Raw genomic sequence first — 21,672 nt, forward strand, 5'->3', positions numbered from 1 at the left:
CGCCCGGGAGCCGTCGGTCGACGGCTCCCCGGCCCGTACCCCCGCACCCCTCTCATATACCCCCGTGGGTATACCTCCCCTTCGGAGTCACGCATGAGCGCCGAGCGCACCGTTCAGTCCATCACCCCCGCCGTACTGCGCAAACTCACCGAGGAAGGCCGGGCGCCGCGGCTGCTCGACGTGCGCACCCCGGCCGAGTTCCGCACCGTCCACATCCCCGGCGCGCGCAACGTTCCGCTCCACGTCCTGCGAGAGCACCGCGCGGAACTGCTCCCCCATCTCGACGAGGACGTCGTGCTCGTCTGCCGCTCGGGGAGCCGTGCCGGCCAGGCCGAGCGGATGCTCGCCGAGGCCGGCCTGCCGAACCTCCGCGTCCTGGACGGCGGCATGAACGCCTGGGAGGCGGCGAGCGCGCCCGTGGAGCGGGGTGCCGAGCGCTGGGACATGGAGCGCCAGGTCCGCCTGGTCGCCGGTTCGATCGTCCTCGCCACCGGTCTCGTCGGCATCCTCGTGCCCGGCGTCCACCTCGTCGGAACGGCGGTCGGCGCGGGCCTGACCTACGCGGCGATCAGCAACTCCTGCGCCATGGGCGTCCTGCTGTCCAAGCTCCCGTACAACCGCGGCCCCCGCACCGACATCGGCACGGTGATCGTGCGGCTGTGAACCGTGCGGTGCCCGGTCCGGCCGGCTTCCCCGGGCCTTCTCGCCGGCCGGGCCCGCACTCCGGAACCCGTCCGGCCAGACCCGGCTCACTCCCCGCCGGGGGAGAGAGGAACCGATGTGCGGTTGCCGGGGGCGGGCAGGCCGGGAGATCGCGGTTCCGACGGGCGGGCGAGGGCCGCGACGGCCTCGTCGACCGGCGTGTGACCGGAGACGAGCTCCAGTGTTCTGCCCGCGGTGGCGGGGGTGGCCAGCAGGGCCACGAGGACGGCGGCCACGTCCGCCCGGGGCACTTCACCGGCGCCCGTGGCCTCGGCGAGGCGGACCAGGCCGGTGCCCGGCTCGTCGCGGAACCATGAGGGCCGCAGTACGGTGCAGTCCAGGAAGGGCCGGGACAGCAGACTCTCGTCCGCCTCGCCCTTGGCCCTCAGATACGTCTCGACGAGCGGATCCTTCGGGTAACGGGCATCGCGGCAGGCCCCCATGGACGAGAGCATGACGTAGCGCCGGACACCCGCGAGCCGCGCCGCGTCCGCGAGGACGAGGGCCGCGTCCCGGTCGACCGGGTTCGCCCGGCCGGGGGCATCGCCGAGACCCGCGCCGGCCGCGTAGAGCACCGCGTCCGCGCCCGCGAGCCGTTCCGCGAACTGCTCCGTCGTGGCCCCGGCCAGGTCCAGGAGGGCCGGGTCCGCTCCGGCGGCACGGACGTCGTCGGCCTGTTCCGGGCGGCGGATGAGTCCGGTGACCTGCCAGCCCCGGGCCGCGCCGAGCCCGGACACCGCGAGAGCGACCCGGCCGCGCCCGCCGGCGACAACGACATGCATGATACGGAGAGTAATCGCACGTATACTTATTGTTCAAGTCGCTCGGGGTGGTGCGGGGTCCATCCGGCCCCGGGAGCCGGGCCGGAAGGCGCTGCCGCCGGAAGCGACCGGGACGGCCCCGGCCGCACTGCCGCAGACCCCTGACGCGTCCCGTCCCGTGACCGGGGCGGCTGCGGACGGGAATCGGGACACCACCGGCACGGCGGCACCGGCCGTCACACGGCAGGAGGACCATGAGCACCGATGAGAACCGCCCTCCCCTGCACCGGCTGACCTCCGCCGCCCCCGGACCGCCCCGGCGCACGAGACTGCCCGGCGGCACACCGGCCTGGCACTTCACCCGTTACGACCACGTCCGCCAGGTACTGGCCGACGGCCGGTTCACCCGCGCCGTCCTGCCCGCCGCGGCCACCTCGCCGCTCACCGACGCCCCCGACGCCATGACCAAACAGGACGGCATCGGACACATGCGGCTGCGCCGCACCGCCAAGGGGGTCTTCACCCCTCACGCGGTCGACCGCCTCACGCCCATGGTCGCCGAGGTCGCCGACCGGCTGGTCGAAGACCTCGCCGAGCACGGTCCGCCCGCGGACCTCGTCGACCGCTACACCCGGCCGCTGCCCATCGCGGTCATGAACAAGCTCCTGGGGGTCCATGACGTCGACGACGCCCGACTGCTGCGCTGGACCGAACTCGCCTTCCCCGGTCCGTCGGTCCCCGAGCCCGAAGTGGCGGAAGCCGCCCGGGAGTTCACCGAATTCGCCACCCGGCTCATGACGGACCGTCGGCACACCCCCGGCCCGGACCTGATCAGCACCCTCGTACGGGCCGCCGACCGCGAGGGCGGCATCCCCGAATCCCAGCTCGTCAACTTCGTCACCACCCTCGTCGTGGCCGGTTACGACACCACCATGACCATGCTGGGCAACATCCTTCTCTACCTTCTGGGCGAACGTCCGCAGGACTGGGCCCGCCTGGGCTCCGACGAAGCAGCCGCGGGCCTGGTGGCCGACCGCCTGACCCACCTGATCCCGCTGAACGACCCCGCGAAGCGTTTCAACCCCCTGCGCGCCACCGACGACCAGGAGATCGGCGGGGCAACCGTACGGTCCGGAGAACTCGTCACCCTCGACCGGGTCGCGGCGGGCCGCGACCCCGCCGCCTTCCCCGGCGACCCCTTCGCCGACCTGTTCGCCCCGCTGGAACACCCCACCCTCGCCTTCGGCGGAGGGCAGCACTATTGCCTGGGCGTCTCCCTGGCCCGCGCCGAACTCCGCCTCGCGCTCCACCGCCTGGCCGCCCGGTTCCCCGGATTGCGCCTGACCGTGCCGGCCGACACCGTCGAATGGCGCGCGAGCGCTCTCACCCGCAACCCCCGGCACCTGCCCGTGACCTGGTGACCGCCGTCGCGTGCCGGACAGTCGCCCGGACGTCCCTCCCGGGGGCCGTCACCAGCGCTCGTACACGGTGAAGGGAGGCGCGCCCTCGTATCCGCGGACCACGACCACCAGGTCCTGGTGGGTGAGCAGGCCCCCGACGTGTTCGGCGTAGCCCACGACCCGGTCTCGGAAGGCCCGGTCGTCCTCCTCGTCGCCGGTGGCCGCGTCGAAGACGTACAGCGTGTCGCCGTACTTCCGACTGGTCTGCACGGTGGTCACCCGGCCCTCCGTCACCTCCAGCGCGTCGACGTCACTGGTGCCGTTGCCCACCCTCTCCCGCCACAACTCGCTCCCGTCGGCCAGGTCGAAGGCGACGAGCCTCTCCCAGGGGCCGCCCTGTCCGCCCTCGTACGAGGCGATCGCGAAGAGCCGGCCGTTCTCGGTGGCCGTCCTGACGATCGAGCCGTAGTCGCCCACGGCATCGACACGGCTCCGGAAGCGGCCGTCCGGGCCGAAGGTGAGAGCGGCCCGCTTGCCGCCGTCCGACTCGTCGAACCACACCGTGGGCGGGTCGGCGGAGAGGACGGACAGCTCCGCGTCCGCGGCCACACCACGCCGGGCATCCAGGGGCACGGTCCACCGCGCCCTGCCGTCGGCCGGGTCGAACGCGACGAGCATGGCCTCGCTCTCGCAGCCCATGGCGGCGACCACCCGCTTCGGGGCGAGGCCGAGGTCGCCCAGGGCGCATCCCTTGGGCAGTGCGGTCGTCCATCGCGTGGCACCGGTCCTCGGATCGACGGCGCGCAGACGGCTGCCGTCATGGAACACACCGAGTCCGTGGCCGACGCCGACGACGTCGCCCGCCCGGGCGACGGTCCCGGCGGTTCCGCCCGCCCGGGTGTCCGCGGTGCGCCACAGTTCGCGGCCGTCGGTGAGGTCGATCGCCGCGACGGTGACGCAGCCCCTGCCCTCGGCCCCGTCCTTCTTCGGCCCCGCCTCGCGGTAGGTGATCAGGGCGACCGCCGCGGTGGCGTCGGTGCTGACCGCGCACATCTCGGTCCGGCCGGCGATGAGGTGTTCCCAGCGCTTCTTCCCCGACCGGACGTCGAACCCGGACACGCCGTCGAAGCGGCTGCGGACGACGGTGTCGTCGACGAGCCAGACGCCGTCCTCGCCCTCGGAGGACTCGCCGTCGTGCGGGGCCTCCCAGACGGTGGTCATGGAGAAGAACGGCATGTAGCCCGAGTCGATCAGGAAGACGGTCGCGACGCCGCCGACCACGGTGAGCGCGACGACACCCGCGACCACCGGACCGATCAATCTGCGCCACCCGGTCAACGGTCTCCCGCCGCGTCTGCCGCTCCCGTTTTCGCCGGTTGCCATACGGATCCCCACCCCTGGTCCAATTGCGCGAACACCCCAGAGCCTAAAGGATTTCGGCCACCTGCTCCCGCCCGCCGACAGGCCGAGGAGAGCCCTCGGGCCGGGGCACGGGGGTTCCTGCAAACGGAATTGCGAGGTACGGTTCTGCAACTGCACTTGCAGTGCGCTGTACCTCGTACCAGGGAGCAAGGCCCGTGTCCGCACCGCAGAACCACGACCCCGGGGACGCCGACAACCAGTGGCTCGGCGACGCCCTGCCCGACGTGCCGCTGTCCAAGGCCCAGGCCCGGGTCGTCGACGTCATCGTCCGCAATCCGCAGCTGTCCTCGTACGCGGAGATCGCGGAGATCGCCGAACGGGCGGACGTGAACAGCTCGACGGTGGTGCGGGCGGCCCAGACCCTGGGCTACCGGGGCTGGCCGGATCTGCAACGCGAGTTGCGGGCCCGCTACCTGGTGCACATCTCCACCGAGGAGACCCTGACCGAACACGGCGAGCACCGCAGCCCGCTGCACGACTCGCTCACGCACGACATCGAGAACCTGCGCCAGACCCTGGAGAGCAACTCCGCCGCCGACGCGGAGGCGGCCATCGCCACCCTGGCCTCGGCCCGGTCGATCCTGGTGGTCGGGGCCGGCTCCTTCGCCGGTCCGGCCACTGTCATGGCACACCTCGGCTCCACCATGGGCTACCCCGTCACACTGGAGAACCGGGCCGGTGTCCATCTGGCGACCGCCGTCAACTGTCTCGGCCCGGGGGACGTGCTCGTGGTCGTCAACATGTGGCGGTCCATGAAACAGATCATCGTCGCCGCCGACGCGGCCCGCGCGGCAGGCGCCACGGTGGTGGCCATCACCGACATGCGGCGTGGCCGGCTCGCCACCTCCATCGCCCACCACCTGCTGATCGTGCCGTCGGAGGGCATCTCCTTCTTCCAGTCCGTCACGGCCGCCACCTCGGTGGTCTACGGGCTTCTCGCCGGCATGCAGACGGCCCGGCCCGAGCGCAGCCGCGCCGCGATCCGCCGCACCCAGCAACTCTGGAAGGACCTGGACGTCTACCTCGACTGAACCGTCACCCGCGTCGTGCCGCGCGGACGTCCGATCCGGTCCGCGCGGCCGGTGACACCACAACAGCACAGCCCCACCGGGCGGCACGCCCCACCTGCCGCAGCCGCCCCCTCCGCCGCACACGCTCCCACGCCGCCCGACCGGTGCCGTCCCGAGCCCATGTGCCCACGCGCCCACGCACCCATGTGCCGGTGTGCCCGCGCGCCGCTCGACCCACCCCTTCACCCCTTTTCCCGCCACGTACGAGCGCCGATCGCGCCGACGGGCCCGCCCCGGCCACCCCTTTCCCAAGACCCGCCGGGAGCACCGAGAACCGCTTGCCCGGACCGCCGGGGCCCCTTCTTCCCCGGCCCCGCCCATGTCCGTACGCGCACATCCCCTCATGACAGGAGCACTGAACTGATGAGCAAGCACATCGCCGTCGTCGGCCTCGGCTCGATGGGGGGTGCCATGGCCTCCGCCCTGCTGCGGGCGGGGTGGCGGGTACGCGGGTTCGACCCGGCGCCCGCCGCCCGGTCCGCCGCCGCGGAGGAGGGCGTGGAGGTCGTCGAGGACCTCGACCTGCTGGCCGGGACGCCCCACGTGCTCCTGTCGCTGCCCTCGGCCCGCGTGGTCGAGGCGACCGTGCCGGTACTGCTGGCACGGCCGGGCACACTCGCCGTCGTCGACACCACGACGTCGGAGCCGGGCACCTCCGCCGCCTGCGCGGCCCTCGCGGCAGACCGGGGCGTGGCCTTCGTGGACGCCCCCGTGTCGGGCGGCCGCGACGGCGCGGCCGACGGCCGGCTCACCGCGTTCGTCGGTGCCGAACCCGACGCGCTCGAAGCGGCCCGGCCCGTCCTGGACGCGCTCACCGGCGGCCGGTACCGCCACCTCGGCGCCCCCGGCTCCGGGAACGTGGTCAAGCTCCTCAACAACGTCCTCGCGGCGGTCAACCTGGTCGCGGTCGGCGAGGCCCTCGCCGTGGCGAAGGCGTACGGCGTCGATCCCGCCGCCGCGGCGGCGGGCATCAGCGGCGCGTCCGGCGCCAGCAAGGCGTCCGCGGCCATGTACCCGGACTGGGTGCTCACCGGCAGCTACGACTCCGGCTTCGCCCTGGGACTCATGGCCCGGGACGCCGCACTCGCCGTCGAGACCGCCGGCCGGCGCGGTGCGACCCCGCCCCTGCTGGCCGCCGCCAGCCAGGTCTGGCAGGAGGCCCTGGCCACGCTCGGCCCCGACGCCGACTTCACCGAGATCGCCCGCACCGTAGCCCCCTCCCTCACCTCCGAAGGAGCCACCGCAGCATGAGCACCACCACCACTGCCCTCCCGACGGGCCCGGGCACGTCCGGCGCCGCCACCGCCCGTGCCGTTCTCGACGCCGCCTTCCCGCAGGGCCTCGGCTCGTTCGTCGACGGCCGGGTCGTCACCGGCGGCGGCGAGAAGGTGCGCCTCACCGCCGCCGCGACCGGGGAGGGCTTCGCCGACTACGCCGACGCCGGGGCCGAGGGGGCGGATGCCGTGCTGGCCTCCGCCGTCCGCGGGGCCGAGGTCTGGGCCGCGACCGACCCGTTCGAACGGGCCGCGATCCTGCGCGAGGTCTCCCGGACGATCGGCGCGCACACCGAGGAACTCGCCCTCCTGGAATCCGCCACCACCGGAAAGCCCGTACGCGACACCCGCGCCGAGGCCGCCAAGGTCGCCGAGATGTTCGGCTACTACGCGGGGTGGGCGGACAAGTTGCTGGGCCACACCATCCCCGTCCCGGGCAACTGGCACACCTACACCGAGCGGGTCCCCTGGGGCGTCGTGGTGGCCGTCACCCCGTGGAACGCGCCCCTGTTCACGGCCGGCTGGAACTCGGCCGCACCGCTCGCGGCCGGCAACGCCGTCGTCGTCAAGCCCAGCGAGTTCACCCCGGCCTCCACCCTGCGGCTGGCCCGGCTGGCCCACCGGGCGGGGCTGCCGGACGGGGTGTTCAACGTCGCCACCGGCCTCGGCGCCACCGTCGGCGCCGCCCTCACCGCCGACTCCCGGGTCGGCAAGGTGTCCTTCATCGGCTCGGTCGCCACCGGCCGCCGGGTGGCGGTCGCCGCGGCGGGCGCCGGCATCCCGGCCGTCCTCGAACTCGGCGGCAAGAGCGCCAACATCGTCTTCGCCGACGCCGACCTGGACCGGGCGGCCGACGGCGCCGTGTCGGCCGTCTTCTCCGGAGCGGGCCAGTCGTGCGTGGCCGGCTCCAGGCTGCTCGTGGAGCGTTCCGTGCACGCGGAGTTCATCGCGCGCGTGGCCGAGCGGGCGTCCCGGCTGCGGCTGGGCGACCCCCTCGACCCCACCACCGAGGTCGGCCCCATCATCACCCGGCCCCAGTTCGGCACGGTCACCTCGCTGATCGAGGCCGGACTCGCGGGCGGCGCCCGCCGGGTGACCGGCACCCGGCTGCCCGACCGCCTCACCGGCTCGGCACTGGCGGGCGGACACTGGGTGGTGCCCACCCTGCTGGACGGGGTCACACCCGCCAACCCGCTGGAGACCACCGAGGTCTTCGGACCGGTGGTCGGCGCCGACGCCTTCGACACCGAGGCGGAGGCCATCGCCCGCGCCAACGCCACGGACTTCGGCCTGGCCGGGGCGGTCTGGACCCAGGACGTCGCCCGCGCCCACCACGTGGCACGTGCCGTGAGGTCCGGCACCTTCTGGATCAACGCCTACAAGACCATCCACGTCGCGGTGCCCTTCGGCGGCTTCGGGGACTCCGGACACGGCCGCTCCTCCGGCCCCGGAGTGCTGGACGAGTACACGCAGACCAAGGCCGTCTGGACGCCCACCCGGGCCGCCGGCGCCCCCTTCCCCTCACTGAGCTACTAGGAGACACCGTGGCCACGAACAATCCCGCCGACACCGGTTCCGAGGCCGGAGCCGGGACCGGAGCCGACCTCCGCAGCCGGCTCAGGACCGGTACCTCCAGCGGTGTGTCGAACTGGCAGGACCGTGTGCTCGAACTGGCACGAACCCTGCACGCACAACCCGAAATCGCCTTCCACGAAACCCGGTCCGCCGCGGCGATCACCGAACTGCTCGCCGGGGGCGGGTTCACGGTCGAGCACGGCACGGGCGGCCTGCCGACCGCGTTCACCGCCACCGCGGGCGGCGGCGAACTGACCGTCGCGCTCTGCGTCGAGTACGACGCGCTGCCCGAGATCGGCCACGCCTGCGGCCACCACCTCATCGCGGGCGCCTCGGTCGCCGCCGCCCTGGCCCTGGCCCCGTACGCCGACGAACTCGGCATCACGCTGAAGGCGATCGGCACCCCGGCCGAGGAACACGGCGGCGGCAAGACGCTGCTGCTGGAGGCCGGCGCGTTCGACGGAGTGGGCCTGGCCCTGATGGTCCACCCGGTGCAGGACGGGATCGGCCACAACCCCGCCGGAAGCACCTCGCAGGCGGTCGGCCGGTACCGGGCCGTGTTCCGGGGACGCGCGGCGCACGCCGCGGCCGCGCCCCACCAGGGCGTGAACGCCGCCGACGCCGCCACGCTCTCCCAGGTGGCCGTCGGCCTGCTGCGCCAGCAACTGCCCGGCGACCAGCGGGTGGCGCTGTTCGTCTCCGAAGGCGGCGCCGCCACCAACATCATCCCCGAGCGGGCCGTCGTCGACTTCGAGTGCCGGGCGTTCACCCTGCCCGAGTACGGAACGCTGCTGGAGCGCGTCCGGCGGTGCTTCGAGGGCGCGGCCCTGGCGACCGGCACCGAACTGACCGTCGAGGCCACCGAGCCGCTCTACGAACCGCTCGTGCAGGACGAGGCGCTGGCGGCCTTCTGGACGGCGGCCATGGCTTCCGCCGGGCGGGACGTCACCTCCGGCGGCCGGCTCGCCGGCGGCTCGACCGACATGGGCAACATCAGCCAGGTCATCCCCAGCCTGCATCCGTGGCTGAGCATCCCGGGCGTCGACGCCCCCATCCACTCCCACGCCTTCGCGGCCGTCGCCGACACGCCCGTGGCGTACGACATGATGTTCGAGGCGGCCCGTGCCCTGGCCCGGACCGTCGTGGACGCGGCGCTCGACACCGAACACCGGCAGCGGTTCGTCGCCGCGGCACACCGCCGCGACGGCGGCGAGAAGGCGGTGACGAGATGAGCACCCCCACCCCCACCACCGTCGCCGAGGACCGCGTCGCCGGGACGCGCCAGACCCTGCCGATCGCCGCCCTCGCCCTGGTCATCGCCCTGGCCGTGCAGGCCGTCGGAGAACTCGACATCGACCTGGGCATCGGCTCCGTCATCGTCTTCCCCATGGTGTGGGGGCTGATCCTGGGCCTGCTGGTGTCGGTCCAGAAGGTCCGCCCCCTCGGCATCCGCCTCCAGAAAGTGGCGTCCGCGCTCGTCGGCGTGGCCGTGATGCTCCTCGTCGCCCGGCTCGCCTTCAACATCGGCCCCAGCCTGCCGACGCTCGTCAAGGCCGGGCCCGCGCTGCTGCTCCAGGAGATCGGCCACCTCCTGGGCACGGTGGCGGTGGCCCTGCCGCTCGCCGTCCTGCTGCGCCTGGGCAGGGCCACGGTCGGAGCCACCTTCTCGCTGGACCGCGAGCCGTCCTTCGCGATGGTCTCGGAGAAGTACGGGCCGGACTCCGACCAGTACCGCGGTGTCCTGGCCATGTACGTGTTCGGCACGATGTTCGGAGCGGTGTTCATCACGCTCCTGACCTCGCTGGTGTCGAACTGGAACATCTTCGACCCGCTGGCCCTCGCCATGGGCGCCGGCGTCGGCTCGGGATCGATGATGGCCGCCTCCTCGGCCAGCATCGTGGCCGCCTACCCGGGGCACGAGGAGGCCATCCTCGGCATGGCGGCGGTGTCGAACCTCATCACCACCATCCTCGGGGTCTACGTGGGCATCTACGTGGCCCTGCCGCTGGCGGACCGGTTCTACCGCTTCCTCACCCGCCGCCGGAACCCCCGCACACCGGGGACGACGACACCCGACACCCCTGACGCCGCGGCCGCCCCCGGCACTCCGGAGGCCCCCGACGCCCCGCCCGTCCAGAAGGACGACGCCGCCGCGAACCGCGCCTTCCGGGAGGAGGTCGCCGCCGCCTCGGGCGAGATCAGGATCCCGCTCCGGCTCTCGCTCGGCGTCCTGACGGTGCTCGGCCTCGGCACCGCCTCCGTCGCGGCCGGCACGATCGGCTGGGACATCGTCGGCGGCTACGCCGTACTGCTGGGCCTGGTGCTGCTCGGCCTGTTCCTCGCCAAGGTCAGCCGGAAGGTCTCCGCGATCGTGTGGATCACCACGGTGGGCGCGTACGTGTCCAGCCCGTGGTTCTTCGCCTCCGACGGCCTCAACGACCTGGTCGGCTCGGTGGACTTCCTGTCCATCGCCACGATCATGCTGACCCTCGCGGGGCTGTCACTGGGCAAGGACCTGCCGCTGCTGCGCCACATCGGCTGGAAGATCGTCCCGGTGGGACTCGTCGCGATCACCGCCTCGTTCCTGCTCTCGGTGGTGATCGCCGAGTTCACCCTCGGCGTGTGGGGCTGACCCCGCCGGACGCCCCGGGGGAACCGAATCCCGGCTCTGTCGCGGCGGCGCAACCACTTCGCATGCCACGGCAGTTGCTGCGAATCGTCGGCACGTCGGACGGTGACCCGTCGAACGGGTCCTCCCTGCCCCGCACCGAACGGTGCGGGGCAGGCCCCCGGTGCCACCCCGGAGGTGATGGCCGGACAGCGCGGCGCGGAACCGGCTCGGGGCGGTGTCCGGGGCTGCCCCGCAAGGGCGCCGAGGCGTCTCCGCGGGGGAGCGACGGCGAAGGTTCAGTGCTCACACAGGGAGAACGGCCGCTCGTAGAGCTCGTAGTTGTGCTCGTCGACGAAGAACTTCCGTTCCTTCATGAGCTGTTCGCGGTACTCCTTGGCCTGTTCCAGCGTCATGGTCGAGGTGTCTGCCCACGGCTGCTGCGGCGGCACATCGGAGGTCGAGACGATCCTTTCCGACGGGTCGACCAGGAAGAACGCGAGGATCTTGCGGTGTCCCGGCGCGGTGGGGTCCGCGAGGCGGAACGAGCCGACGCGGTGCTGCAGGACGTTCGGGAACGCCAGGCAGCGGCCCGCCGGGGTCGATGCCGAGCCCAGCAGCTGGTTCAGCGGGTCCTCGTTCGACAGGCCGTAGACCTCGCTCATACCTGTGTCGTCGCTCTGTTCGTAGTCCGGGTCGTCGAGTGCCGCCCGGAAATTCAACTGGCTCTCGGTGATGTTCTCGCTGTCCCAGTAGTAGATTCCGGTCGAGACGATCCGTTCGTTCAGCATCCCCTCGACATGCCAGGAACCGCCGGAGTACTCGGGCTTCTCCGGGGTGAGGTGAATGGTGGCGAGCTTGACGATGACCTGGAGACGACGGCCGCGCAGGTCGACGCGGGCGGATTCGTCGGGCAGCGCGGGCGGCACGAATTCCCGGGCGTCCGGTACGACCGGGCGGCGGTCGTACCACCAGTTGTCCTCGGCCATCTCCCAGGCGGCGTAGGCCTCATCGTCATCGTCGTCCTCGGGCTCGACCGGCTTGCCGGGAGCCTCGTCGTACCAGGTGTAGGGGTTGGCGTCGATCCGCAGGGGACGCGGATTGTGCAGATCGGTGAGCACGTTCTCCAGCAGCGGGCGCATGCGCGCGAACAGGTCCGGCAGGACGGAGGCGAGTTCCGCGTGATCCACGGGGTGGACGTTGTTGACGTACGAACGGAAGGCGATGCCGCCGTCGTCATCTACCTCGACCTCCGTGGGCAGCCACTGGAAGTTCTTCGAGAACTCGTACCCCGTCCTGCTGGCCTCCGAGGTCTCCCAAACCTCCTCGGGCGCTCCGCTCGCCTGCCGCACGAGGCAGAACAGCGAGGGGTGGACCAGATCCAGCACCTGCCCGTCGGATCCCGGATGCCAGTCCTTCTCCGCTTCGGGAACCTCCTCCAGGACCCGGACCGCCTCGCGCAGCCGGGACCTGAGCCCTTCGTCGATCAGCGTGTCCGACTGCCACACCCCGTCGACCGCGGACACCTCGATGCCGGTTCGCTCATCCCGCAGCCCGGCGTAATGCGCCAGTTCGGCGAGCACATAACGGATCTGGGCTTCGGTCAGGCCCTGATCGGTCGCTTCTTTCGTCCACTTGGCAACGATTTCGGCGTCGTTCATCTTGTCGAACCACCCCGATTTCGCCCGGATATGGGCGCTGCACTGCATCATCTCGATTTCCCGCAGCGTTCGGGGCTTCTTGAACGATATTCCGTAGGAAGCAAGAAAGGGCAGCGGGAAAGCGGGCAGGCCGGTCAATTCTCTCGATCCTCACAGTCGGTGTTCAGCGGCCGGAAGGATACTTCAGCGCACTGACACCGCCGCCGCGGTCCTGGTCGTGGCCGGCGCGGGAGCGGGCAGGTAGGGGGTGATGTTGCGCCAGGCGCGCTCCACGTACTCCTCCTTCTCGCCGACCGGGGCGACATAGCGCAGTGCGCCGTCGGCGGCCTCCCTGCCCACGAGGCGGGCGATGATCCAGCCGGCGAGGTAGTGCGAGGCCAGACAGCCGCCGGCGGTGGCGACGTTGTCCTCGGCGTGGAAGGGCTGGTCGAGCACCTCGACGCCGGCGGCGACGACCCAGGGCCTGGTGATCAGGTCGGTGCAGGCGGGGATGCCGTCGAGCAGGCCGAGCCGGGCCGACACGAGCGCGCCGGAGCACTGCGCCGCGATGAGCTGGCGCGAGGGGTCCAGGCCCCGCAGGACGTTCATGATCGCCGGGTCCTCGACGACCTCGCGGGTGGCGATGCCGCTGCCGATGATCACGGCGTCGGCGGCGCACGCCTCCTCAAGAGTGGACATCTGCTCGATGACCACCCCGTTCATCGACGTCACCCTGGGGCTCGGGGTGGCGATGGTGACCCTCCAGTCGTCGGTCCTGACGCGGTTGAGCACACCGAGCGCGATCAGGGAGTCGAGTTCGTTGTAGCCCTCGAAGGTGAGGATGGCGATGTGCACGGCGGCTGTCCTTCCGGGTGGGTGGGCCCCGACAGTAGGAAGCCGCGAACAGGACAGTCAAAGAATTGTCATGGATACAATCCGGTGCATGGCAGCCCCGCGGTACAAAGCACTGGTCGACGCGTTCGCCGCCGACATCCGGACCGGGCGGCTCGCCGCGGGCACCCGCCTGCCGACGCACCGCGCGCTCGCCGCCCGCGAGGGCGTCGCCGTGGTGACCGCGACCCGGGTGTACGCCGGGCTGGAGGCGATGGGCCTGGTGAGCCGGGAGCAGGGCCGCGGCACGTTCGTGCGGGACATCGCGGTTCCGGCCGGCCACGGCATCGACCAGCAGGCCGTCGCCACCGACGCGGTCGACCTCAACTTCAACTGCCCGTCGCTGCCCGGACAGGCCGGTCTCCTCCGGCAGGCCCTGCGCGAGGTGGCCACCTCCGGCGACCTCGAATCGCTGCTGCGCTACCAGCCCCATCGGGGGCGCCCCCAGGACCGGGCCTCGGTCGCACGGCACCTGGGACGCCGGGGCCTCGCCACCGACGCGGACCGGATCCTCGTCACCAACGGTGCGCAGCACGGCCTGGCCGTCACCGTCATGGCCGCGCTCGACGCCGGTGACGTCGTCGCGGTCGATGCCCTCACCTACCCGGGTTTCAAGGTGCTCGCGCACTCCTTCCGGCTCGACCTGGAACCCGTCCCCGCGACCGCCGACGGGCCGGATCTCGACGCCCTCGAAAGGCTGTGCGCGACCCGCCCCGTGCGCGCGATCTACACCATGCCCACCTTGCACAACCCCCTGGGCTGGGTCATGCCGGCGGCCGACCGGATCCGCCTGATCGAGATCGCCCGCCGGCACGGCCCGCTCATCATCGAAGACGCCTCCTACGCCTACCTGGTCGAGAACCCGCCGCCTCCGCTGGCCGCGACCGCGCCGGACCTCACCGTCCACGTCTCGGGACTGTCCAAGAGCGTCGCCACCGGCCTGCGGGTCGGCTTCGTCGTCGCCCCGCCGCCGATGGTGCCGTCGCTCGAACGCGCGATCCGGGCGACCACCTGGAACACCCCGGCCCTCACCACCTCGATCGCCTGCCGCTGGCTCGACGACGGCACGGTGGACCACTTGGAGGCGCGGAAACGGGAGGACGCCAGGGCGCGCCAAGAAATCGCCCGACAGGAACTGGCGGGGCTCCCGCTCATCGGTCACCCCTCGTCCTACTTCACCTGGCTGCCGCTGCCCGACGACGCGCGCGCCGACCGGCTGACCGCCACCCTCGCCCGGCGGCGCATCTCGGTGGCCACGGCCGAGCCGTTCACCACCTCGGCCCGCACGCCGCAGGCGATCCGCCTCGCCCTGGGCTCGACCGACCTGGACAGCCTCCGGTCGACCCTGCGGACGGTGCGGCGCGTCGCCGTCGAGGACGCCTGCGTCTGAACTCCCCCCGGTCGGGCGGCTCCTGCCCGAGGCGACCCCGAAAGGCTCACTGGCCCCGGTGGCGGTGGGCGGCCATCCCCCTCTCACCCTCCGCACCCTTCGCACCGCCACCCGGCGGGAGGCGGAACCCGGCCGATGGGCGAGCGTGCTCGGCACCGGACACGCCGACACCGCGCTCCTGGTGCGCCCCGACGGACACATCGCCTGGCGCGGCACCCGCCCGGCGGACCTGTCGACGCTCCCGGCCCTCGTACGGCGCGTACTCGCGACCCCGTGAACCCCACCGGCCCCGCCCGCCGGCCCGGCGGGACGAGGACGGTCGCCCAGGAGTTGAGAGAACACACCCCACCGCGCCCCCGGACGAAGTGAATTTCTCGGGGGCCGATTCCTCGCCGGACGGGCGCCGACGGACAGGTGTTGTCGGATTACTCGTGGACCCGGGAGGCCACCGCGGGACGGGCTTCACCGCTGTTCGCGTCCAGACCCGCGAGCAGGCGCAGCCCGTCCTCGGCGGGGCTGCCGGGGGCCGCGGACAGCACCAACAGCTCCATGCCCGACTCGTCCGGCAGTGCGAAGTTCTCCTGATGCAGGTCGAGCAGTCCGACCAACGGGTGCCGGTACGCCTTGCGCCCGTGCGTGCGGGCGCGCACGTCCGCACGGGCCCACAGGCGGCGGAAGCGCTCGCTGCCCATCGCCAACTCGCCGATGAGCGAGGCCAGTCGGGGATCATCGGGGTACTTGCCGGCGGCCAGGCGCAGGTGCCCGACCACATCGAGGGTGCATTTCTCCCAGTCCGCGTAGAGGCCGCGCTCGGCCTCCTCCAGGAAGATGTGCCGGGCGGTGTTCAGTCCCGGCATCGGCCGGCCGAAGAGGAGTCCGGCGAGCCGGTTCCCGGCGAGCACGTCCAAGCGGTGGTCCATGATGAGCGCGGGTGCGTCGACGACCAGGTCGAGGACGCGCAGCAGTTCCGGCCGGACCCGCCCGCCCGGTGCCTTCGCGCGGCGGCGGCGCTGCCGCGCGAGCCGGTCGAGGTGCCCGCGTTCGGTCTCGTCGAGGCCGAGGACGCGGGCGAGCGCGTCGAGCACCTGCTCGGAGGGCTGGGTCGCGCGGCCCTGCTCCAGCCGTACGTAGTAGTCGACGCTGACTCCGGACAGGTGCGCGACCTCCTCGCGGCGCAGCCCTTCGACCCGGCGGCGGCTGTCGGTGGGGATGCCGACGGTTGCCGGGTCGACCCGGGAACGCCGGGTCCGCAGAAAGCCCGCGAGATCGTCCATGCCCTTCAGTATGGCCCCGGTGCCGTCGGCGAAGGTGGCCCTGCCGTTACCAGGAAGTCCCGTCCGACGGAAGAGGCGCCCCTGAACGCCGGGCGCCCCGGTGCCCAGGATCGAAGGCATCCGATCCCAAGGAGTTCCCATGAAGACGCTGATCGTCCACGCCCACCCGGAGCCGAAGTCGCTCAACGGCTCGCTGAAGGATCTCGCGGTGTCCACGCTGGAGGGCGCCGGGCACGAGGTGCGGGTGAGCGATCTGTACGCGATGAACTGGAAGGCGGTCGTGGACGCCGCGGACTACGGCTCCCACGCATCGAGTCCGCTGAAGGTCGCCCGGGACTCGGGCCGGGCCTTCGGCGCCGGGACGCTCACCCCGGACGTCCTCGCCGAGCAGGAGAAGCTGCTGTGGGCCGACACGGTCATCCTCCAGTTCCCGCTGTGGTGGTACACCATGCCCGCGATCCTCAAGGGCTGGGTGGACCGGGTGTTCACCCACCGCTTCGCGTACGGGGTCGGCGAACACAGCGACACCAGGTACGGCGAGCGCTTCGGCGAAGGAACCCTCACGGGCAGGAGGGCCCTGCTGTCGGTGACCGTGGGCGGCCCGGAGTCGCATTACGCTCCCCGCGGGATCAACGGCCCCATCGACGACCTGCTGTTCCCGATCCACCACGGCATCCTCTACCACCCGGGCATCGAGGTGCTGCCGCCGTTCGTGCTGTACGGCGCCGACCGGATGGGCGACGAGGAGTACCCGGCCGTCGCCGGGGCTTGGGAGCGGCGTCTGCTCACCCTGGAGTCGACCGAACCGATCGCGTTCCGGCGGCAGAACTTCGGCGACTACGAGATCCCCTCGCTGAACCTGAAGGAGGGGCTGGAGCCCGCGGGCCGCACCGGTTTCGGGCTGCACGTGCGCGGCTGACCGCCGACGGTGAGGCGGGCTCGGGAACCGCCGTCCCGCGGGGGGACCGGCCCGCCCCGACGGGTCGGTCCGCCGCCATCACGACCACCCCGGTCCCGCACGCCCGGGAGCACCCGGGCGACCGGCCCGGCCCTCCCTGTCCCCGCTCAGCCGATGCCGACGGCACCGGACCCGGGGCGTGCTCCGGGAGTTCCGTCGGCCTCGGCCACCAACTCCGCCATGACGGCCGTCGGCAGGGACGGATTGGCGGCAGCGGCTCGCCCCACTTCCCGGTCCTCGTCGGCGAGCAGCTCGACGAGGACCTCCGGCGGCAGGGCCGGATGCCCGGCAGCCACCTGCCGCGCCCGCCGGTCCGCCAGGCAGACGAGCAGCGCCGGACCGGTCGCGCCGGGGTGCCGGGCGATCTCGCGCAGCGCCTTCCGAACAGGCGGTACGTGTCCGGCCAGCTCCTCCAACAGAGCGGGCGGGGCATCCGGGTTGGCCGCCACCCCGGCGGCGACCCGGGCCCCGTGACGTTCGACCATGGACCGCAGCCGGGCCGCCGAGAGGCCGGGGTGGCGCGCGACGGACTTGGCCACCTTCGCGTCGGGGTCGTCGGCCAGCGCGTCGCGTATCGCGGCCGGCAGATCGCGCCGCTCGGCCAGGAGCATCCGCAGCACCGGACTCGACGACCCGGACAGGTGCTCGACCTCGGCGGGGGAGGCGGAGGCGATCCGGGGCAGCAGGGACGAGCCGATCTTGGTGGCGGCGGCCAGGCCGGAGAGCACGTCGAGCGGTACGCGGGGGTTGTGCGCCAGGCGGCGCTGCACGTCGTGACCGCGGTCGGCGGCCAGCACACGGATCACGGCGTCACCGATCGCCGGGTTCTCCGCGAGTGCGCCCCGAACACCGGGAACGGGGTCACCGGCGAGCCGCGCGGCGGTCTCCGGCGGCAGGTCGGGGCGGGCGGCGAGCAGGCCGCGCAGCAGCGTCGAAGGGTGATCGGCGAACCGGAGAAGGACCTCGATCGGCGTGGCGGGGTTCTGCAACGCCTGCCCCGCCAGCTCGTGGAGGGTGGACTCGTGCGAGCCGTCGCACGCGGCACCGGACCGCAGGCCGCAGTCGAGCCGCGGACAGTGCGGATCGTGCGCGTAGGGCGTCTCCTCCACGTCGCAGACCAGGCACCGCTCCGCCGGTGGCAGCCCCTCGCCCCCGACCAGCATGGCCAGGACCCGCGGCGGTGTCGCCTCGTTGGCCGCCACCGCGCGGCGGACCTCGGCATGCGGGTGGTGCGCCAGACGGGCCGCCAGGTCCGCCGTGGTCCACCACGCGAGTTCCGCGACGACCCGTACGTCCGGGTCGGCGGCGAGCGTCTCCCGCACATCGGCCGGAAGCCCGGGGCAGGCGGCCAGCTTCAACCGGCGCTCGACATCGGGGTCCCGGGCGAGGAGCCGCGCCCACTCGGGGTCGCCGGAACGCTCGTCGAGCAGGGCGAGCGCGGCCTGCGGCCGGGTGCGGGGATCGACGTCGGCAGCGGTCAGCCGGCCCTCGTACGCGAGTCGCACGGCACTCTCCTCGATGCGGGCGGCCAGGGCGACCGCCTGCTCGCGGCTGAGGTCCGCGCGACCGGCGAGGCTGTGGGCGACGTCCTCGTCCGCGACCGCGATCAGCCGCCCGACCAGCTCGAAGGGCAGGGCCTCATTGGCGGCGAGGCCGCACAGCACATGGTTCACAGGAGGACATCCTGCCCGGAGCACGACGGTCGAGCAGCCGGGATTCGGTCATCGAGCCCCGAGACGCGTGCGTGGTGCCGGGATCCGGTCATCGAACTCCGAGAGACGTGCGTGCGGGGCGCCGAGGACGGGGAGCCCGTTGGGCCTCCGGCCCCGACGGGCATGGAACGAGGGCTTCCGCAGTCTGCTTGGATGTCGAGATGACGAGCAGTTCCCCGCTTCTTCCCACGAACGACGCCGATTCCGGCCGCCTGACCGCTCTGCTGGACCGTGCCGCCACCGGCCGGGACGACCGGGCCTGGAGCGAGCTGTGGACGGAGCTCTATCACAACGGCTCCCTCGACGTGTCCCATCCGCGGGTACTGCCTGCGCTGATGAACATGGCCGAGGACGACGACGCCGACACGGCGGCCGCGGCCCTCCACCTGGCCGGGGCCCTCCTCGTCCAGGCCGACCGGCGCCATGAGACCCGGACGCTACGGGACCGGCACGCCCCCGAAGTCGCACGCCTGTTGGCCGCCGCGAACCGGTGGCGATCGGTCACCACCGACCGGAACGGCTACTGCCACCTGCTTGAGGCGGTTCTGAACCTGGAGGGCGACATCCACTGGGCGGAGGACCTGATCTGGGGCATCGTCAGCGAGGAGTACGAACTCGAGTGCCCCGACCCGGACGGCTGCGCGGAGGTGTGGGTGCTCATCGGCGAGCGGGGCTTCTGCAGCACGTCGGAGGAGTGCGACCCCTCCGACGGCGCCGAGACCCTCCCGCTCCGTCCGGCCGCTCCCGACACCCTCGACGGCCTCGGCCGCCGCCTTTACGAACTGGCCCTGGCGGACCGCCACGAGGACGTGGCGCACGCCCTGACCCACGTCTTCGGCGAGGCGACCTGCCCACAGTGCGAAAGGCGCTTCTCCGTCGCCGGACAGGTGGCCGCTCGTTCGGACTGAGCGAGGACCGGCGACGGACGAGCCCCCGTTAATCGCTGGTGCGCGACCCGGGGACCCTTGTACGTTGGCAGCGCGACCGCGCCTCCGATGCGCCCGGCTGCGGCTACTTCCTCATGACAACCAAGTGATGCCGCCGCCCCTTTGATCTCGGCAGGCGCGGCCGTCTTCACCCTGTCGGGCCTCCGGCCCGGGGGTGTCCGATCCCTTGAATCCCGGAGGATTCGCTGCCCCGTCACACCCCGCGCGTCTCCAAGGTCTGGTCCGAGATGCTCGTGAGCCCGCACGTCGCGTCGGCCGCCCGCTCCCGGCCACACCTCCCGGCCCTGCCCCGGTCGCAGCCCCTGCTCCTGCCCCGGTCGCAGCCCGGAAACGGCCCCGCCGCCGGACAGGACCTCCGCACCTACGGCGGCGGCCCGGCCTTCGTCCGCGAGCCGCGCGAGGAGCTCTTCCTCCTGGCGGTCGGCAACTTCGTGTCCCAGCGGACCTTTTACGAGAGCGGCGAGGAGCGGGACGACCGCTACACCCGTCTCGTCGGTGAACTCGCGGTCCAGGACCCCGTGTGGACGGCCGGCCTGCTGCGCTGGCTCCGCGGCGAGGGCAACATGCGCACGGCGTCGCTGGTGGGCGCCGCCACGTACGTGCGGGCCCGGCTCGAAGCCGGGGTGTCCGAAGGCCCGTCCAACCGGTCCGTGATCGATTCGGTGCTCCGGCGCGCCGACGAGCCCGGCGAGCTGCTCGCGTACTGGACCTCGGTGTACGGGCGGAACGTACCGCAGCCCGTGAAACGGGGCATCGCCGACGGCGTGCGCCGGCTGTACACGTCCCGGTCCCTGCTCAAGTACGACACCGGGTCCAAGAACTTCCGCTTCGGCGACGTACTCAACCTGGTGCACGCCTCCCCCGATCCGGAAAAGCCCTGGCAGGGGGCGCTCTTCCGGTACATCCTGGACCGCCGTCACCACCCGGAACAGGCGGTACCACCGGCCTCCGACCGGCTGCTGACCGCCCACCGGGCGTTGATGGACTCGGCCGTGGGCGAGCGGCGGGCGGTGCTGACCGGGCCCGGCGGCCCCGAGCGGCTGGCCGGGGCGGGCATGACGTGGGAGGCGCTGGCGGGCTGGCTCCACGGACCGATGGACGCCGCCGCCTGGGAAGCCGTGATCCCCACGATGGCGCCGATGGCGCTCCTGCGGAACCTGCGGAACTTCGACGAGGCGGGAGTCTCGGACGAGGTCGCGGCCCGGGTCGCCGCACGGTTCTCGGACGCCTCCGAGGTCGCCCGGTCCCGGCAGTTCCCCTTCCGCTACCTGGCCGCCCACCAGCAGGTGCCGTCGCGGCGCTGGGCAGCCGCGCTGGAACGGGCACTGGGCCACTCCCTGGCCAACGTGCCGTCCCTGCCCGGCCGGACGCTGATCCTGGTGGACCGTTCGGATTCCATGTTCTGGGACACCGTCTCCGAGCGGTCCGAACTGACTCGGGCGGACGCGGCCGCCGTGTTCGGCACCGGGCTGGCCATGCGCGCCGAGCAGGCCGATCTGGTGGAGTTCGGCTGGCGCAGCGCAGAGGTGCCGTTCGAGCCGGGCGAGCCGGTGCTGGAGGTGCTGAAACGGTTCCACGGTCTCGGCGGCACCCACACCACGAAGGCGGTGCGGACCCATTACCGGGCACACGACCGGGTCGTGATCGTCACCGACGAGCAGACCGCCCCCCGCGACCCCCGCGGGCCGGCCGAACCGGTCCCGGCCGACATCCCCGTCTACACGTGGAACCTGGCGGGGTACCGGCCCGCCCACGGCCCCACGGGCCCCCACCGGCACACGTTCGGCGGCCTCACGGACGCCGCGTTCCGGATGATCGGTCTCATCGAGGCCGGCCACGAGGCAGCCTGGCCGTGGACCGCCGAGCCCGCCTGATCCGGCCCGAGCCGGGTCGATGCGGTTTGGTCCGGGCCGAGCCGTCCAACCCAGTCCGGTCCGGCCCGGTCCGGCCTGACGCGGCCCGATCCGGCCCGAGGCGGAAGCGACGGCGGGGGCGGGCCGTCGGCCTGCTTGAAGAGGGTTCCGCTCGATCGCCGTCGTGTGCGTGAC

The 21,672-nt window shown here is 72.7% G+C and carries 18 protein-coding genes; 12 read left to right on the forward strand and 6 right to left on the reverse strand.

Features of this window, described 5'->3' with window-relative positions; translation table 11 throughout:
• Positions 1-93: 93 nt before the first annotated feature.
• Positions 94-663 carry a rhodanese-like domain-containing protein gene (locus tag ACFYW1_RS02995; RefSeq protein WP_388986067.1) on the forward strand — a complete coding sequence of 190 codons (570 nt, stop codon included), beginning with the start codon at positions 94-96 and terminating at the stop codon, positions 661-663.
• 86 nt (positions 664-749) lie between these two features.
• Here the strand turns inward: ACFYW1_RS02995 and ACFYW1_RS03000 are convergent, their stop codons facing one another.
• On the reverse strand, positions 750-1,484 hold the full coding sequence (locus ACFYW1_RS03000; RefSeq protein WP_388986070.1) for an NAD(P)H-binding protein: 735 nt from the start codon (positions 1,482-1,484) through the stop codon (positions 750-752).
• Between the two features lie 233 nt (positions 1,485-1,717).
• On the opposite strand from ACFYW1_RS03000, the gene ACFYW1_RS03005 reads away from it, so the two are divergent.
• Complete coding sequence (locus ACFYW1_RS03005; protein WP_388986073.1) at positions 1,718-2,884, forward strand: cytochrome P450; 1,167 nt, start codon at positions 1,718-1,720, stop codon at positions 2,882-2,884.
• Positions 2,885-2,932: 48 nt separating this feature from the next.
• On the opposite strand, the gene ACFYW1_RS03010 is transcribed toward ACFYW1_RS03005, so the two are convergent.
• Positions 2,933-4,183, reverse strand: a complete 1,251-nt coding sequence (locus ACFYW1_RS03010) for a PQQ-binding-like beta-propeller repeat protein (protein ID WP_388986076.1) — start codon at positions 4,181-4,183, stop codon at positions 2,933-2,935.
• Positions 4,184-4,440: 257 nt separating this feature from the next.
• Here ACFYW1_RS03010 and ACFYW1_RS03015 point away from each other — a divergent pair, with 257 nt between their 5' ends.
• The 5 genes from ACFYW1_RS03015 to ACFYW1_RS03035 all read left to right on the forward strand — a co-directional run bounded on the left by ACFYW1_RS03015 (position 4,441) and on the right by ACFYW1_RS03035 (position 10,836).
• Positions 4,441-5,316, forward strand: coding sequence for a MurR/RpiR family transcriptional regulator (locus tag ACFYW1_RS03015; RefSeq protein WP_388986079.1), 876 nt, complete (start codon positions 4,441-4,443; stop codon positions 5,314-5,316).
• Positions 5,317-5,499: 183 nt separating this feature from the next.
• Positions 5,500-6,606 (forward strand): NAD(P)-dependent oxidoreductase, encoded by a 1,107-nt coding sequence (locus ACFYW1_RS03020; protein WP_388986082.1) that lies wholly within the window; start codon positions 5,500-5,502, stop codon positions 6,604-6,606.
• Positions 6,603-8,165, forward strand: coding sequence for an aldehyde dehydrogenase family protein (locus tag ACFYW1_RS03025; RefSeq protein WP_388986085.1), 1,563 nt, complete (start codon positions 6,603-6,605; stop codon positions 8,163-8,165). Before ACFYW1_RS03020 ends, ACFYW1_RS03025 begins: the two co-directional genes overlap by 4 nt.
• 8 nt (positions 8,166-8,173) lie before the next feature.
• Entirely contained in the window at positions 8,174-9,436 is a 1,263-nt protein-coding gene (locus ACFYW1_RS03030) for an amidohydrolase (protein WP_388986088.1), read from the forward strand.
• Positions 9,433-10,836: a DUF3100 domain-containing protein gene (locus ACFYW1_RS03035; RefSeq protein ID WP_388986091.1), complete on the forward strand. Its 1,404-nt coding sequence runs from the start codon at positions 9,433-9,435 to the stop codon at positions 10,834-10,836. The genes ACFYW1_RS03030 and ACFYW1_RS03035 overlap by 4 nt, the downstream gene beginning before the upstream one ends.
• Positions 10,837-11,111: 275 nt before the next feature.
• On the opposite strand, the gene ACFYW1_RS03040 is transcribed toward ACFYW1_RS03035, so the two are convergent.
• Together ACFYW1_RS03040 and ACFYW1_RS03045 are read right to left on the reverse strand one after the other, a co-directional pair.
• Positions 11,112-12,611, reverse strand: coding sequence for a DUF4246 domain-containing protein (locus ACFYW1_RS03040; RefSeq protein WP_388986094.1), 1,500 nt, complete (start codon positions 12,609-12,611; stop codon positions 11,112-11,114).
• A 45-nt stretch (positions 12,612-12,656) separates the two neighbouring features.
• Complete coding sequence (locus tag ACFYW1_RS03045) at positions 12,657-13,307, reverse strand: DJ-1/PfpI family protein (protein WP_388986097.1); 651 nt, start codon at positions 13,305-13,307, stop codon at positions 12,657-12,659.
• 88 nt (positions 13,308-13,395) lie between these two features.
• Between ACFYW1_RS03045 and ACFYW1_RS03050 the strand changes: the two genes are divergently transcribed.
• A complete protein-coding gene (locus ACFYW1_RS03050; RefSeq protein WP_388986099.1) occupies positions 13,396-14,733 on the forward strand; it encodes a PLP-dependent aminotransferase family protein in 1,338 nt (445 codons plus the stop codon).
• A gap of 145 nt (positions 14,734-14,878) precedes the next feature.
• Positions 14,879-15,010 carry a hypothetical protein gene (locus ACFYW1_RS03055; RefSeq protein WP_388986102.1) on the forward strand — a complete coding sequence of 44 codons (132 nt, stop codon included), beginning with the start codon at positions 14,879-14,881 and terminating at the stop codon, positions 15,008-15,010.
• Between the two features lie 148 nt (positions 15,011-15,158).
• On the opposite strand, the gene ACFYW1_RS03060 is transcribed toward ACFYW1_RS03055, so the two are convergent.
• Complete coding sequence (locus ACFYW1_RS03060; RefSeq protein ID WP_388986105.1) at positions 15,159-16,007, reverse strand: helix-turn-helix transcriptional regulator; 849 nt, start codon at positions 16,005-16,007, stop codon at positions 15,159-15,161.
• Positions 16,008-16,146: 139 nt separating this feature from the next.
• On the opposite strand from ACFYW1_RS03060, the gene ACFYW1_RS03065 reads away from it, so the two are divergent.
• Positions 16,147-16,926: an NAD(P)H-dependent oxidoreductase gene (locus ACFYW1_RS03065; protein WP_388986108.1), complete on the forward strand. Its 780-nt coding sequence runs from the start codon at positions 16,147-16,149 to the stop codon at positions 16,924-16,926.
• Positions 16,927-17,072: 146 nt separating this feature from the next.
• Here the strand turns inward: ACFYW1_RS03065 and ACFYW1_RS03070 are convergent, their stop codons facing one another.
• Complete coding sequence (locus tag ACFYW1_RS03070) at positions 17,073-18,638, reverse strand: hypothetical protein (protein ID WP_388986111.1); 1,566 nt, start codon at positions 18,636-18,638, stop codon at positions 17,073-17,075.
• 200 nt (positions 18,639-18,838) lie between these two features.
• On the opposite strand from ACFYW1_RS03070, the gene ACFYW1_RS03075 reads away from it, so the two are divergent.
• Positions 18,839-19,585, forward strand: coding sequence for a hypothetical protein (locus ACFYW1_RS03075; RefSeq protein ID WP_388986114.1), 747 nt, complete (start codon positions 18,839-18,841; stop codon positions 19,583-19,585).
• Positions 19,586-19,851: 266 nt separating this feature from the next.
• Positions 19,852-21,498: a TROVE domain-containing protein gene (locus tag ACFYW1_RS03080; protein WP_388986117.1), complete on the forward strand. Its 1,647-nt coding sequence runs from the start codon at positions 19,852-19,854 to the stop codon at positions 21,496-21,498.
• The last annotated feature ends 174 nt before the right edge of the window (positions 21,499-21,672 follow it).

Origin of the sequence: Streptomyces sp. NPDC002669 (assembly GCF_042889165.1) — a bacterium.
Lineage (GTDB): Bacteria > Actinomycetota > Actinomycetes > Streptomycetales > Streptomycetaceae > Streptomyces.

What these genes read in the sequence shown, in the direction of transcription:
- ACFYW1_RS02995 (WP_388986067.1), top strand. Translation starts at nt 94, where the DNA reads ATGAGCGCCGAGCGCACCGTTCAGTCCATCACCCCCGCCGTACTGCGC.
- ACFYW1_RS03000 (WP_388986070.1), bottom strand. Translation starts at nt 1,484, where the DNA reads ATGCATGTCGTTGTCGCCGGCGGGCGCGGCCGGGTCGCTCTCGCGGTG.
- ACFYW1_RS03005 (WP_388986073.1), top strand. Translation starts at nt 1,718, where the DNA reads ATGAGCACCGATGAGAACCGCCCTCCCCTGCACCGGCTGACCTCCGCC.
- ACFYW1_RS03020 (WP_388986082.1), top strand. Translation starts at nt 5,500, where the DNA reads ATGTGCCGGTGTGCCCGCGCGCCGCTCGACCCACCCCTTCACCCCTTT.
- ACFYW1_RS03025 (WP_388986085.1), top strand. Translation starts at nt 6,603, where the DNA reads ATGAGCACCACCACCACTGCCCTCCCGACGGGCCCGGGCACGTCCGGC.
- ACFYW1_RS03035 (WP_388986091.1), top strand. Translation starts at nt 9,433, where the DNA reads ATGAGCACCCCCACCCCCACCACCGTCGCCGAGGACCGCGTCGCCGGG.
- ACFYW1_RS03050 (WP_388986099.1), top strand. Translation starts at nt 13,396, where the DNA reads ATGGCAGCCCCGCGGTACAAAGCACTGGTCGACGCGTTCGCCGCCGAC.
- ACFYW1_RS03060 (WP_388986105.1), bottom strand. Translation starts at nt 16,007, where the DNA reads ATGGACGATCTCGCGGGCTTTCTGCGGACCCGGCGTTCCCGGGTCGAC.
- ACFYW1_RS03065 (WP_388986108.1), top strand. Translation starts at nt 16,147, where the DNA reads ATGAAGACGCTGATCGTCCACGCCCACCCGGAGCCGAAGTCGCTCAAC.
- ACFYW1_RS03075 (WP_388986114.1), top strand. Translation starts at nt 18,839, where the DNA reads ATGACGAGCAGTTCCCCGCTTCTTCCCACGAACGACGCCGATTCCGGC.
- ACFYW1_RS03080 (WP_388986117.1), top strand. Translation starts at nt 19,852, where the DNA reads ATGCTCGTGAGCCCGCACGTCGCGTCGGCCGCCCGCTCCCGGCCACAC.